This window comes from Clostridium tetanomorphum, from assembly GCF_017873215.1.
GTDB classification, from domain to species: Bacteria; Bacillota; Clostridia; order Clostridiales; family Clostridiaceae; genus Clostridium_AO; species Clostridium_AO tetanomorphum.
This window is the reverse complement of record NZ_JAGGKA010000040.1, coordinates 1-14,346: the sequence shown is the minus strand read 5'-3', so window position 1 is coordinate 14,346 and position 14,346 is coordinate 1. Positions and strand designations below refer to the sequence as shown.

Sequence of the window (14,346 nt, the reverse complement as noted above, 5' to 3'; positions counted from 1 at the left end):
TAACACCCGTTCCCATACCGAACACGATGGTTAAGCTTCAAAGCGCTGATGGTACTGCAGGGGAGGCCCTGTGGGAGAGTAAGTCGTTGCCAGGTCATATGGATCTTTAGCTCAGTTGGTTAGAGCAACCGGCTCATAACCGGTAGGTCCGGGGTTCGAGTCCCTGAAGGTCCACCATATGGGGGTATAGCTCAGTTGGGAGAGCACCTGCCTTGCAAGCAGGGGGTCAGGAGTTCGAATCTCCTTATCTCCACCATACAAAGTTCATGGTAAAACCATGAGCTTTTTTTATTTACAAATTATTAATATACAATTTACAAATTATATATTAAAATGTAAGAGGACATAAAAAGCTAATAGGAGAATATATATATATGAATATGTATAGAATAAAACAATTTTATATATACATAAAAGATAAAATGGAATATAGCGATGAAAAATTTATAGATAAGCATTTGAATAATTATGAAAAGAGGCTTTTTAATCGCCTTTCGATGAAAGATCAAAAACATTGTGTTAGAGTTGCTTATGATGTAGAAAAAATATGTATCAATCATAAAGGGGATATAGATACTAATAAATTAATTAAAGCTGCTCTTCTTCATGATATAGGGAAAATAGAGTTTGGATTAAATGTATTAGATAAATCTATACTGGTTATTTTGGATAATATATCAAGTGGGAAAATTAAAAAATTTTCAAAGTCCAAGAAAATAGATACATATTATAATCATGCAGAGAAGGGATATAATATATTAAAGTCTATTGGATATGACGAAAGTTTTTTATATCTTATAAGAAATCATCATAATAAAAATATAACAAAGAATAAGGAATTAAATATATTAAGATTTTGTGATGATAGAAATTAATATAATAATAGATTAGGAGGTAATATTAAAAAATTATGGATTCATCGTTAAGAAGAGAACATATTAAAAATGCATTAGTTAATAGCATGAAACCATTAAAAGGACAATTTTTAGCAGAGCAATTAGGAGTTACTAGACAAATTATAGTAAAGGATATTGCTATATTAAGAGCAAAAGGAGTAGACATAATTGCAACACCCGAAGGATATTTAATAAATAAAAATGTAGAAGAAAAGTATTCTAGAATTTTAGTTTCATCACATAAATCAGAAGAAATAGGTGATGAGCTTAGTATTATAGTTAAGTACGGTGGAATGGTAAAGGACGTAATAGTAGATCATCCTTTATATGGTGAAATTAAAGCTATGCTAATGATTAAAAGTTTATTTGATATAGAAAGTTTTGTAAAGAAACTTAATTCATACAAAGCAGAACCTCTACTTGTTTTAACAAATGGCATACATTTACATACTATAGTCACAGATAATGAAGAGCAAATGAGTTATATAATTCAAGAATTAAAGGACAAAGGCTATTTAATAGAGGGATAAATAATATTTATAACAGATTAGAGGTGGATTTTTTGAAGAGAAGTATATTAATAATATCTATAATATCTTTAGTAGTTATAATAGCTGTTCTTTTTAATAGTATATCAAGCTTCATTATAAATGTTCAATGGTTTAAAGAAGTATCGTATTTACCTATATATTTTACCAAACTTATAGCAATAGTTAAGTTATTCATCCCATCTTTTATTATAATTTTTGCATGCATATGGCTTTATTATAATACACTGAAAAAAAGTATATCTAATTATAAAAAAGTTTTTGATGTAAGTTCTAAAAAGTATATGAAAAAAGATAAAATATTTATTATAATAAATATTTTAATTTCATCATTTATATCCTATATTTTTTCAGCTCGGTATTGGTATTATGTTCTTCAATTCAGTAACTCAATAGATTTTAAAGTTAAAGATCCCATTTTTAATAATGATGTCTCATTTTATATATTCAAATTGCCATTTATAGAGTCTATATATAATACAATTATGTATTTATTAATATTACTGGTAATGCTTACGTTAGTAGTTTATTTTATGTTAGATATTAAGGATAAAATTCAATACGGTAATAGGAAAAACATGTTTTCTAAGGTTAATGTTAAGGATATAAAAAGTGGAATTACTAATTTTGCAGGAAGGCAATTAGCTGTATTATCATTACTTATATTATTATTTCTTTCCCTTGGCTTTCTTATAAAATCATGGAATTTAGTTTATAGTCCTAGGGGTGTAGCCTTTGGTGCAAGTTATACAGATATACATGTTACTTTATTATTTTATAAAATAATAATAGGTGTATCTTTGATTGCTTCAATATTAGTTTTTATAAGTATACTTAATAGAAAGGTAAAACCTATAGTTATATCAATTGTTTTAATAATAGTTCTTATAGGATCAGAAGGAATAGTAGCAAATTTAGGACAAACATTTTTAGTAAAATCTAATGAAAAGAAATTAGAAGAGCCTTATATAAAATATAATATAGATTATACAAGAAAAGCATTTAATATAGACAATATAAAAGAAATACCTTTTGAATTAAAAAATAATCTAACTAGTGAAGATATAAAAAATAATAAAGATACTATAAACAATATTAGAATAAACTCTTTTGAACCAGCATTAGAATTTTATAATCAATATCAAACTATAAGACCATATTATGTTTTCAATGATATGGATATAGATAGATATAAGATAAAAGGTAGATATATGCAAGTATTTATATCTCCTAGAGAACTTAATCTTGAAAATATAGATCCAGATACTTGGCAAAATAGGCATTTAATATATACTCATGGATATGGTGTTTCAATGAGTAAAGTTAATTCAGTAACTTCTGAAGGTCAACCAGATTTTTTAATAAAGGATATACCACCTGAGAATAATACAGATATATCTTTAAAAAATCCTAGAATTTATTTTGGAGAGAAAACTAATGATTATGCTATAGTAAATACTAATTTAAAGGAATTTGATTATCCTAAAGGTGGAGATAATAAAATAAATCAATATGATGGAAAATCTGGAATAAAAATGACATTTTTAAACAAATTATTATTTGCAATTAATAAAAAAGATTTTAATTTTATATTTTCAAGAGATATAACTAGTGATAGTAAAATCTTATTAAATAGAAATATAATAGATAGGGTAAATAAAATAGCTCCATTTCTAACTTACGATAAGGATCCATATATAATAATTAATAATAATAAATTATATTGGATAATAGATGCATATACTACCTCTAATAGGTATCCATATTCTCAATCTTACTCTAATGTTAACTACATTAGAAATTCAGTAAAAGTAGTAGTAGATGCTTCAGATGGAGATATAGATTTTTATATAGTTGATAAAAGTGATCCTTTAATTATGAGTTATTCAAAAATATTTAAAGGTTTATTTAAAGAATATAGTAGTATACCAGATGATATAAAAGAACACTTTAAGTATCCAGAAGATATATTTAAAATACAATGTAAGGTTTTAGAAAAATATCATATGGTAGACCCTATGACATTCTTAAATGGCGATGATTTATGGGAGGTTTCTAAAAATCAGAAATCTGTTCAAGCCGATAAAACAATAGATGAAAGTCCATATGTAGTTATGAAACTTCAAGGAGAAAAATCAGAAGAAATGCTTTTATTAGAGTATTTTAATATGAAAAATAGAAATACCATGTCATCAATTTTAGGCGCTAGAATGGATTATAACAATTATGGAAAATTAGTTATGTATAAGTTACCTTCTCATAAGACAGTATATAGTCCATATTTTTTCAAACAGAAATTAAAACAGGATGCTTCTATTTCAAAAGAATTATCTCTTTGGGATGCAGGAGGATCACAGGTACAATTTGGAGATACAATAATAGTTCCAATAAATAATTCTCTATTATATGTAGAAGCAATGTATTTAAGAGCTAGCGGGAAAAATAGTGCACCAGAAGTAAAAAGACTTATACTATCCTATGGCGATAAAGTAGTTTTAGCAGAGAATATAGATTCTGCGTTAAAACAATTTTTTAATATAAATGACAATGGAAAGAAAGATAAGGTGGAAAATGTAAATTCTGATTCGAATAAAATGAAAGATGTTAAAGAAGCAAAGAATATATATATAAAAGCTATAGAAGCTCAGAAAAATGGTGATTGGAGTAAATATGGAGAATATATTAAGAAATTAGGAGAAATATTAGATAATATATCAAAATAAACCTATATTTACAATAATTATAATGAAATTTAACTACATTATTTCAAATTTAAAAAAATAAGTATTTTCTAAATACTTATTTTTTTAATGTTTTTTATAAAAAATAAAAGGATTTTGCAACAAAATGTTGAATGTTAATTTTAGAATTTGTTTGTGTGAGGTATATTATGGATTGTACATATAAAAGGTTGATAGAAGAAAAAAAAGTAAAAAAAATATTATGTATAAGCACAGAGTTTATAAATGCAAATAATTTTCCTGTATTTATAAAAGAATATATATCCAAAGAGTTATATAAAAATGAAAAAGTTTTTATATTTACAGATGATTTGTTGTATAAAGATTTAGAAGAAATATTTTATTCTTATTCAGAATTAATTATAAATAGCTTAAATAGTGGGATATTAAAAGTTCAATTGTATGATCCAGATAATTTTGGTACTAATTCAGAAGATCTACTTCAAATATTAAAATATACAGCAAAAACAAAAGAAAAAATAAATATAATATGGGATTTTAAAAATTTTGCAAGACGTTCAGGAAAATTAAAAGAGTTAAGTAAATGCATAGAGAATATATTTTCTTATTCAAATGAAAAAGTTAGAAATATAGTATATATGAATAATTATAATTATAATATAGATTTATTGGAAAAAATATGTGTAAGATTTGATGGCATGATAATTTCTGATAGAAATAAGGAATTATATTTTGATTGCAATAAAGACATAAAAAAGATACTTTGGATTTTAAACTCTAATGCTCAGCTAAAATATCAAAATAATAATTTAGTATTATTTAATGATATGTTTTCAAATATATCAAAGACATCTGATAAAGATGCATTTAAAAGTATAATAATGAATAAGGTAAAGGATATATGTAATGTAGATTTTTGTATTATATATACTACAGAAAAATTAGAAGAAAATATACTTGGTTTAGATAGCTATTTTGGTATTACTAAAAAGCATAAATACTATATGATGAATGAAAGAAAATTAATTAGCTACCAAAGGGTATTAAATAAACATATTATTGCTAAAGGGTCTAGTATATTTGTAGATTTTAATGATTTAAATGATAAAAGTTTAAAGAATAGATTTAATTCTTTAGGATTGGATTCATGTATAGCAATTTATGTAGATTATTATGAAAATATAAAGGGTAGCATATGGGTTGGAAGATATAAAAATGATAAGAGAATATCTAATGAAGAAAAAGAATATATAGAGTCCATTTGTAAAACAGCTTTTTATTTAACTGAGGAGCAAAATAAATTTTTAGATCTTCAAAATAAACTTATAGAAAATGAAAAGTTAAGAGCTATGGGAGAAATGGCGGCAGGGATAGCTCATGATATAAATAATATATTAACTCCTATAATAGGGTCAATCCAATTATTAAAGGACAGTAATATAGAGGATAAAAATATAATAAAACAGCTTAAAATAATAGAGATATGTGCATATGATGGAATGAATATAGCAAATAAAGTCAAAAGTTTTACTAAACAGTACAATGTAAAAAACAAATTAGATATATTTAATATAGATGATATTATACTAGATGCTATAGATTTAACAAAGAACAAGTGGTTAACAGAAAGTGCATTAAATGGTATAAGTATAAATATGATATCAAAATTAAATTCAGATGCAATGGTTAAAGGAAACACAACAGAATTAAGAGAGGTATTTATAAATATAATAAGAAATGCTATAGATGCTATGTATAATGGTGGGGAAATAGAAATAATCACAGAAAATAAGGATAATATGGTCAATATTCAAATAAGAGATAATGGTATAGGGATGAATGAGGAAGTTGTTAGAAGAGCTTTTGAACCATTTTTTACAACAAAGGGTAATAAAGGTTCAGGATTAGGTCTTAGTGTATCTTATAAAATAATACAAGATCATGGTGGAATAATGAATATAGAAAGTAAGGAAAATGTTGGAACGTGCTTTTATATAGGACTACCTATTTGTAATAATGTTGATAAAAGTAAAGATAATATGTACGAAGAAAAGATAGATTTTCATGGAAATATACTTATTATTGATGACCAGCAACAAATAAGAAGTGTTGTATCAGATATGGTAAAATCAATTGTAAAATGCAAAATTAAAAGTTGTGGAAATGATAATATTGAAGAAGAATTAAAAAGAAGAAAATATGATATAATTCTGTGTGATTTTTCTATGCCTGGATTAAATGGACTACAGGTTTCTCAGATAGTAAAGAAAATAAATGAAGAAGCATTTTTTTGTTTAATGACAGGTTGGGTAGGAAATTTTAATAGTAATGCCACCCAAAATATAGATTTGATATTAAATAAACCTATAAATAAAGAAAAATTAAAAGAAATGTTTATAATATATAAAAACATGATGAAGATATATTAAATATTTGTTGATAATTTATTAAAAATTCATATATATATATGCCACTTAACTAAAAAAATAATATAATAGATATGTAAAACTAATTAAACTATCTGCCGAAAGGAAGGTAAATTATGGATTATGATGTTCTTATATTGGGTGGCGGTATAATAGGATGTGCTGTGGCTTATGAACTATCTAAATATAGTTTGAATATAGCACTTATTGAAAAAGATTACGATATTGCAGATGATGTGGCTTTAATAAATTCAGCTATAGTTTATGATGGAGTTGAGTGTGAAGATACTCTAATGGCTAAGCTTGAAATGATGGGAAATGAAATGTTTGATGAGCTTTCTATAAAAATAAATGTTCCATTCAAAAGATGTGGTTCATTAATAATTTCTGAAAATAAAGAACAAGAATATAAATTATATAACATATATGAGAGAGCTATTAAAAGAGGTATAAAAAATATATTTTTGCTAGACAGTAAAGATATAGTTAAATTAGAACCTAATTTAACTATAAATCCAACAAAGGGGTTATATTCAAAAAATACAGGAGTGATATGTCCTTATGACTTAGCAATTGCCTATGGTGAAATAGCCTTTGATAATGGAGTGAAATTCAGATTAGAAGAAGAAGTTATTGATATAGAAAAAATTACAAAAGGGTTTAGAGTTATTACTAATAAAAATAAATTTACTTGCAAAATGGTTATAAATACAACTCCAGGTCAAAATTATAGTATAGATACTTCAGAAAAAGTTTATAAAAATAAAAGTAATTTAAGTTATTTCCTTTTAGAAAAGGATTATAAAGAAATTTTTAATAACATATTATTTACATTAAATGAATCAAGAAATAATATTTTGGCAGTTCCAACTGTTCAAGGAAATATGATGGTAGCTGTAAATGATAAAGATATGCTAAACTATAATGAAACTTTAAAAAAGGTATCGCATCTAATAGGAAGTATTGATGAAAGTAAAATAAATGATTTTTATCAATGGCCTTTTTACAAAGATACAATAATGATTGATAAAAGCTTAATTGATAAAGGATATATTAAAGTAGTAGGTAAACATTATGCTCAAGTAACAATGACTCCATCCATAGCTAAAATGGTATGTGAAACTGTAATTAGTAATATAAATTGTGTTTTAAAAAAAGATTTCGTAGATAAAAGAAGAGAATTTTATAGATTTAGAGATCTTTCAAATAAAGAAAGAAATAAAATAATTAAAATGAATAAGAAGTATGGGAAAATGGTTTGTATTTGTCAAAAAGTAACTGAAGGGGAAATAGTAGATGCTATAAGAAGGCCTTTAGGAGCAAGGACGGTAGAAGGAATAAAGAGAAGAACTGGGGTAATATTTGGAAACTGCAAAGGAGCAGAATGTCTTAGTAAGATAGCCAGTATTTTAGCTAGAGAAACAAATAAGAAACTTGATGATATAGTGAAGGATTCAAAAAATTCAAAAATAATGACTGGTAGGATAAAGGAATTTGATTAGTTATATCCAGAAAGGATGAAATGCAGTGATAAAAGAGTTCATTTGTAGAGGATGTAAGGAACAGTGTATTATTTCACTTGATGGGAATGAAGATGATATGAGTATTAGTGGAAATAAATGTGATGAAGGAATTATATATGCTAAAAAAGAAATAAATAATAATAAAGATATATTTACAACACTAATAAGGATAAAAGGAGCTAATTGCAATGTTGTTCCTGTTAAAAGCAGTAAGGCAATTGATAAAAGATTATGGGTAGAGTGTTCAAAAGCATTGAGTATGCTTCATGTGGGAGCACCAATAAAAATAGGAGACATAGTTTGCCATAATTTATTAAATACTGGAGTAGATATTATATGTACTAAAAATATAAATAAAATGTAATATAAATATATATTAGAAAAAAAGTTGACATTAATAGTTAATATATATATAATAAAAATTAATTATTTAAAATATATACATAAACCTATGAAGAGGCTAGTAACAGAATAGATATTTTAGAGAGTCAACGGTTGGTGAAAGTTGATAATATTTATTTTGAGAATCCACCTCTAAGGGACTGTGATGAGCAGTACGGTGAATACCGTTATATTATTAAAGAGGACTAGATTTTCTAGTCAATTAGGGTGGCAACGCGGAGTCTTTCGTCCCTTTATAGGGAGAAAGGCTTTTTTATTTTATATAAATATAAGTGGAGGTAGTATATATGTTAGATTTAAAAAGAATTAGGAATAACAGTGAGGAAATAAAATTAGCGTTATCAAATAGAGGAGAAGACTTTGATGTAAGTGTTATTGACAAAGTAGTAGCTTTAGATGAAGAAAGAAGAAATATTCTTGTAGAAGTAGAGAATTTAAAAAGCAAAAGAAATCAGGAATCAGCGCAGATACCTAAGCTTAAAAAAGCAGGTGAAAGTGTTGATGGTATCATGGAAGAAATGAAAAAATTATCTGATGAAATAAAGAAATTAGATGATAAATTAGGAAAAGTAGATGAGGAAATAGAGTATATAATGTTAAGAATTCCTAATATACCTAATCCAGCGGTTCCAGATGGAAAATCAGATGAAGATAATGTAGAAATAAGAAGATGGGGAAATCCTACAACATTTGAATTTGAACCTAAAGCTCATTGGGATTTAGGAGTAGATTTGAATATATTAGACTTTGAAAGAGCAGGTAAAGTTACTGGATCACGATTCACTTTTTATAAAGGAGTTGGAGCTAGACTTGAAAGAGCAGTTATAAACTACTTTTTGAATACACATGTAGATGAAAATGGATACACTGAAATATTACCACCATACATGGTAAATAGAAGAAGTATGACAGGAACAGGACAGCTTCCAAAATTTGAAGAGGACGCATTTAAAGTATCAAATTGTGATTATTTTTTAATACCAACAGCGGAAGTACCAGTAACAAATTTATATAGAGATGAAATATTAAGTGGAGATACACTTCCAATAAAACATGTAGCATATAGTGCATGCTTTAGATCAGAAGCAGGATCAGCAGGAAGAGATACTAGAGGTCTTGTAAGACAGCATCAATTTAATAAGGTAGAACTTGTAAAGTTTACAAAGCCAGAACAGTCCTATGAAGAACTAGAAAAGCTAACCAATGATGCAGAGAAGGTTTTACAAGGGTTAGGGCTTCCTTATAGAGTAGTTAGAATATGTAAAGGCGATTTAGGTTTTACTGCTGCATTAAAATATGACATTGAAGTTTGGATGCCAAGCTACAATAGATATGTAGAAATATCAAGTTGTAGTAATTTTGAGGATTTCCAAGCAAGACGTGCAAATATTAAATATAAGGATAATCCAAAAGATAAACCTCAATTTGTTCACACATTAAATGGATCAGGAGTTGCTATTGGAAGAACAGTTGCAGCTATACTTGAAAATTTCCAACAAAAAGATGGTAGTGTAATTATTCCAGAAGCATTAAGACCATATTTTGGAGGAAAAGAAGTAATAAAGTAATTATATAAAATTGAACAAATTCCCCAATGAATTTGTTCAATTTTTTTAAATACATAAAAATCAATATAAAGTATTATACTTAATATGGTTTTATAAATATAAAGTAATAAATTTATAATAAATTATAAAAAAAATAAAAAATAGTGTTGACATATAGTGAAATCACTGATATAATTTATTTTGTCATCAGGCATGGAAAGATGGTCGAGTTGGTTTAAGGCACCGGTCTTGAAAACCGGCGTACGGGTGACCGTACCATGGGTTCGAATCCCATTCTTTCCGCCACTTTTTTATATAACAAGTTAAATTGTAGGACATGGAGAAATACTCAAGTGGCCGAAGAGGCGCCCCTGCTAAGGGCGTAGGTCGGGAAACCGGCGCGAGGGTTCAAATCCCTCTTTCTCCGCCATAACATCTAGTTAAACTAGATGTTTTTTATTTTGTATACAATGTTATACTTAAGTGTATTTTAATATTTCTTGGTGATTAATGCATAATATTGTACTAATCAAGTTTTGAGTAACAATATTGATTTTTATAATAATTTATGTTAATATGATAATGTTAAATATGCGTCGGTAGCTCAGTTGGATAGAGTAGCTGGCTACGAACCAGTTGGTCGGGGGTTCGAATCCTCTCCGACGCACCAAACATAAAGCCTTGTAAATACTAACTTTACAGGGTTTTATTATTTTTTGATAATTGTCGTTAAAATAGCTTTTGTCGTTAATTTGTCGTTAATTTATTTTTTAGTGATTATTTTAAGATAAAAAATAGGTGTCGGTAAGAACGACACCTAAAAATTTATTTAGCCATAATATTATTTAATTTATTTACTGCTTCTTTTTGCATATCTGGAAGTACATGAGAGTAAGTATTCAAAGTTAGGTTCACAGAGCTATGTCCTAGACGTTCAGCTACTATCTTAGGGTTAATGTTAGCCTTAAGCATTAAAGTAGCGTGTGTGTGCCTTAAATCGTGAAATCTTATATATGGAATATCTAACTCTTTGCATATACCATATTCTTTCATAACTCTATTATAATTTCTTGATACATATTGAGGATCATAAGGTAATCCAGTTTCTTTTTGACATACTACGAAATTTTTTTCTTGATAGTATTCACCATATTTTAATTTATTTTCTTTCTGTTCTATATTTAATTGTTTTAATTCTTTTATGGTATAATCTAATAAGATAATTTTACGTTTTGAACTTTCAGTTTTTAATGGGAGCAACTCTAAAGAGCCGTCAACTTTTTGTAGTTGCTTTTCTATATATATAACACCATTTTCTAAGTCAACCTTATCCCAGGTAAGTCCGCAAATCTCACCTAATCGCATTCCAGTAGTTACCGCTAACATTGTAGGGTAATAGGCCGTCATATCTTTTAAACGTTTTAATAGCTTATTTACTTGGAATTCATCATATACCTTTAATTCAGTTTTAGTTCTTTTAGGTTTATCTACCGCTAAGCAAGGATTTATATTTACTATTTGCCATTTAATAGCCTGATTAAAAGCCTTATTTAATAAATTATGAAAGTGCCTAACAGTTGTACTGGATACTTTTTTTAAACTTTCTGTATAGAACTCCTGGATATGAATAGCCTTTATCCTAGAAAGCTCCAATTTGCCGAAATAAGGTATTAAATGCTTATTAGCTATATATTCATATGTGGTATATGTTTTGTTAGCTAATTGGGGCTTAATTGAATTTAAGAATTTTTCCATGTAAATATCAAATGTTATTTTATCAACTTTAAAGTAGGTTCCTTTTTCTATTTTAGCCATTAATAGAGCAGCAGCCTTTTCCGCTTCTTTCTTTGTTTTAAATCCACCTTTATAGAGCCTTTCTCTTTTACCTTTGGAATCCAGTTCACCAGTGTATACTGTAAATTCCCATTTATCATTACGTTTTCTGAATGTGGCCATGATATCCTCCTTTCTTTAGGTATAGGAATAATTCTAACTTTAACGACCATAAAATTATGGTGGGTAAATATTATTTACTTACCTATTTAATTTTATATGTGGTTACTATAGATAATTGTGTAGTAACTACATAAGTATAAAACCACTATTACAATTTGTAATAGTTTAGCAAAAATCACTATCCCCAATAAGGATAGTATTATTTTAATTATGGATATGTGGTTACTTTATTTTATTGTGTAGTAACTACATTTCGCCAGATGTGGTCGAAGTTATTTGTTTTCTTTATTATTTTCATTTTTGTTATTTTTTAAAATTTCATATAAAGGAGATTCTTTGTTTATCCATGAGCTTACACCGTCAAATAAATCTCCAGCTTCTAAGTGAGCTTTAATATCATTTAGAGTATCATTAATAGCTTTTTCAATAGCTGAGATTAATAGTTCTTGATATCCATTTTTACATAATTCATCAAAGGAATAATTGAACATCTTTTCAATATTAGGATCAGAAAGAAATGTAATTTCAGCATTTAGTGCAGGAAATACCGCATCTACTTCTGCTTTCATTTCTTCAAATGATACTGGTGGAAGTATAGTGGTGTTCTGTTGTAATGCTTTATATAATTGCTGAACTTTACCAAGTCTAAAGGGATATCCAGAGGTCTTTTTTAATTCATTATCAATATTATTTTTTTTATTCTGTTCAGAGTTTGGTTCTTCTAATAATTTTGCGATATCAACATCCAATACTCGAGAGATCTTAGTTAACATTTTAATATTGGGTTCTCTATGGTTATTTTCATAATTGGCAAGAGTTGAAACAGGCATATCTAATTGCTTAGCTAAATCCTTTTGACTTATTTTTTTATTCATACGTATTTGTTTGATTTTATCACCTATTTTCATAAATACACCTCCTACTTATATAGTATCATTAAATTTGCAATACGCAAATAGTTTTCCTAATTAGGGTTGACAGTTTGCGAATTGAATAGTAATATATAGTTAAAGTTTGCGATATGCAAATAAGGGAGGAGAACAAATGAAGTATAAAATTAAAGCTTTAAGAGTAGGTAACGGTTTTAAGGCAGGAGAGTTTGCTGAAAAAGTAGGTATTTCAAGGGAGTATTTAAGACTTATTGAAAACGGCAAAGCTAAGAATCCAAGCATTCTAATAATGAAAAAAATATCTGAAATACTTGAAACACCAGTAACAGAACTATTTTTTAATGAGTAATTTGGAAAATTCCAAGAAACATAACATTTCTAAATACATAATCCATCAAAAGGATTAGGTTTAATAAAACATCAATTCAAATTTGAACTCATCTATAGTGCCGCAATGGCGAATGTAGGATAAGCACCAGTTAAAATCCCGCTGGTGGCTAAGGGGAATAAAACATAGGAGGTAATAAAAATGAAAGTAAATACAGTAGAACAGTTTAAGGTTATGAAGTTTTTAGAAGAAAACCTTGAGATAGAACTATTTGAATTAGTATTACTAGATAGGTACTCTATATAGGTTACAGACCTAACAGGTGAAAGCATGGTTTTTAAATGGGATGGCAAGAAAGTGATTTGGAAAGAATAAAAATTATTTTTAAAAAAGTGAATAATTTTTAGGGGTCACTATTACTATACAAGATATAGGGGAAAATAGGAGTTTAGAAAAATTAAGGTAGAAGAAAGGAGAAAATTAAAAATGAAAGTAAAATCAAAATTAGATGATGTTTATACAGTTAAGGAAACAGCTAAGTTATTAAAGTGTCATTATAATTCAATTTATCAACTTGTAGAGAGGGGAGAAATAAGAGCTATAAGGATAGGCAGAAAGATATTAATAAGTGAAACAGCTTTGCAAGAATTTATGAGTGGTGAAACAAATTAAGTAGGTGGTGTTTTGAGATACACAGTAATAGATAATGAGGTACTAGAGAATAAAGATTTAAACATACAAGAGCAGAGTTTATTGATAGCATTGATAAGTTATTACAATAAAGAAAAAGGATATGCTTATCCAAGCTATAAACAATTAAAAATTAGAAGCAAAATTAAAAAAGATGAAACTTTAATCAAAGCATTAGAAGGGTTAATTGAAAAGAAGATTATTGCTAAAGAAACCATTAAAGGAATAGGAAATAAGTATTTTTTACATACTCCAAAAACGGAGTACCCCCAAAAATGTAGTACCCCCGAAAATGGAGGAACACCTACCCCAAAAACGGAGGAACACCCACCCCGAAAACGGAGTACAACAAATACTAATACAAATACTAATACAAATACTAATAATATATATAGTCATTCTGAAAATGACAAAACAGAAGAGAAGTATTTAGAAATA

Annotated in this window: 12 protein-coding genes, 5 tRNA genes, 1 rRNA gene and 1 other annotated feature; of the genes, 16 read left to right on the top strand and 2 right to left on the bottom strand. The window is 27.2% G+C overall.

Annotation, left to right across the window (positions count from 1 at the left end; all coding sequences use genetic code 11):
• The 13 genes from rrf to J2Z24_RS20740 all read left to right on the top strand — a co-directional run.
• Nucleotides 1–95: ribosomal RNA gene (gene rrf, locus J2Z24_RS20800) — 5S ribosomal RNA — on the top strand; the annotation flags it as partial.
• A 5-nt stretch (nucleotides 96–100) separates the two neighbouring features.
• Nucleotides 101–177: transfer RNA gene (locus J2Z24_RS20795), tRNA-Ile, on the top strand.
• A 3-nt stretch (nucleotides 178–180) separates the two neighbouring features.
• Nucleotides 181–256: transfer RNA gene (locus tag J2Z24_RS20790), tRNA-Ala, on the top strand.
• A 118-nt stretch (nucleotides 257–374) separates the two neighbouring features.
• Nucleotides 375–875, top strand: coding sequence for an HD domain-containing protein (locus J2Z24_RS20785; protein WP_035145847.1), 501 nt, complete (start codon nucleotides 375–377; stop codon nucleotides 873–875).
• A gap of 35 nt (nucleotides 876–910) precedes the next feature.
• The gene (locus tag J2Z24_RS20780) at nucleotides 911–1,426 is read left to right on the top strand and encodes a transcription repressor NadR (protein WP_035145849.1); all 516 of its coding nucleotides are present in this window, start codon (nucleotides 911–913) and stop codon (nucleotides 1,424–1,426) included.
• Nucleotides 1,427–1,458: 32 nt separating this feature from the next.
• The gene (locus J2Z24_RS20775) at nucleotides 1,459–4,167 is read left to right on the top strand and encodes a UPF0182 family protein (protein WP_035145851.1); all 2,709 of its coding nucleotides are present in this window, start codon (nucleotides 1,459–1,461) and stop codon (nucleotides 4,165–4,167) included.
• A 167-nt stretch (nucleotides 4,168–4,334) separates the two neighbouring features.
• Complete coding sequence (locus tag J2Z24_RS20770; RefSeq protein ID WP_035145853.1) at nucleotides 4,335–6,575, top strand: ATP-binding protein; 2,241 nt, start codon at nucleotides 4,335–4,337, stop codon at nucleotides 6,573–6,575.
• Between the two features lie 113 nt (nucleotides 6,576–6,688).
• Nucleotides 6,689–8,074, top strand: a complete 1,386-nt coding sequence (locus J2Z24_RS20765) for an NAD(P)/FAD-dependent oxidoreductase (protein WP_035145855.1) — start codon at nucleotides 6,689–6,691, stop codon at nucleotides 8,072–8,074.
• Nucleotides 8,075–8,099: 25 nt separating this feature from the next.
• The gene (locus J2Z24_RS20760; RefSeq protein WP_035145856.1) at nucleotides 8,100–8,459 is read left to right on the top strand and encodes a DUF1667 domain-containing protein; all 360 of its coding nucleotides are present in this window, start codon (nucleotides 8,100–8,102) and stop codon (nucleotides 8,457–8,459) included.
• Between the two features lie 78 nt (nucleotides 8,460–8,537).
• Nucleotides 8,538–8,733, top strand: a binding site (T-box leader).
• Nucleotides 8,734–8,784: 51 nt separating this feature from the next.
• Nucleotides 8,785–10,065, top strand: coding sequence for a serine--tRNA ligase (serS, locus tag J2Z24_RS20755; RefSeq protein WP_035145859.1), 1,281 nt, complete (start codon nucleotides 8,785–8,787; stop codon nucleotides 10,063–10,065).
• A gap of 194 nt (nucleotides 10,066–10,259) precedes the next feature.
• Nucleotides 10,260–10,350, top strand: a tRNA-Ser gene (locus J2Z24_RS20750).
• Nucleotides 10,351–10,383: 33 nt separating this feature from the next.
• Nucleotides 10,384–10,474 (top strand) — tRNA-Ser (locus J2Z24_RS20745).
• Between the two features lie 163 nt (nucleotides 10,475–10,637).
• Nucleotides 10,638–10,714 (top strand) — tRNA-Arg (locus J2Z24_RS20740).
• A 155-nt stretch (nucleotides 10,715–10,869) separates the two neighbouring features.
• Here J2Z24_RS20740 and J2Z24_RS20735 read toward each other — a convergent pair.
• Both J2Z24_RS20735 and J2Z24_RS20730 read right to left on the bottom strand, forming a co-directional pair.
• Complete coding sequence (locus J2Z24_RS20735) at nucleotides 10,870–12,000, bottom strand: site-specific integrase (RefSeq protein WP_035145860.1); 1,131 nt, start codon at nucleotides 11,998–12,000, stop codon at nucleotides 10,870–10,872.
• Between the two features lie 272 nt (nucleotides 12,001–12,272).
• Entirely contained in the window at nucleotides 12,273–12,908 is a 636-nt protein-coding gene (locus J2Z24_RS20730; protein ID WP_051593155.1) for a helix-turn-helix domain-containing protein, read from the bottom strand.
• A 136-nt stretch (nucleotides 12,909–13,044) separates the two neighbouring features.
• Here J2Z24_RS20730 and J2Z24_RS20725 point away from each other — a divergent pair, with 136 nt between their 5' ends.
• The 3 genes from J2Z24_RS20725 to J2Z24_RS20715 all read left to right on the top strand — a co-directional run.
• Nucleotides 13,045–13,239, top strand: coding sequence for a helix-turn-helix transcriptional regulator (locus tag J2Z24_RS20725; protein WP_035145861.1), 195 nt, complete (start codon nucleotides 13,045–13,047; stop codon nucleotides 13,237–13,239).
• 465 nt (nucleotides 13,240–13,704) lie between these two features.
• Nucleotides 13,705–13,890, top strand: a complete 186-nt coding sequence (locus J2Z24_RS20720) for a helix-turn-helix domain-containing protein (RefSeq protein ID WP_035145862.1) — start codon at nucleotides 13,705–13,707, stop codon at nucleotides 13,888–13,890.
• A 12-nt stretch (nucleotides 13,891–13,902) separates the two neighbouring features.
• On the top strand, nucleotides 13,903–14,346 hold a 444-nt coding region (locus J2Z24_RS20715), incomplete at its 3' end, for a helix-turn-helix domain-containing protein (protein WP_209795128.1).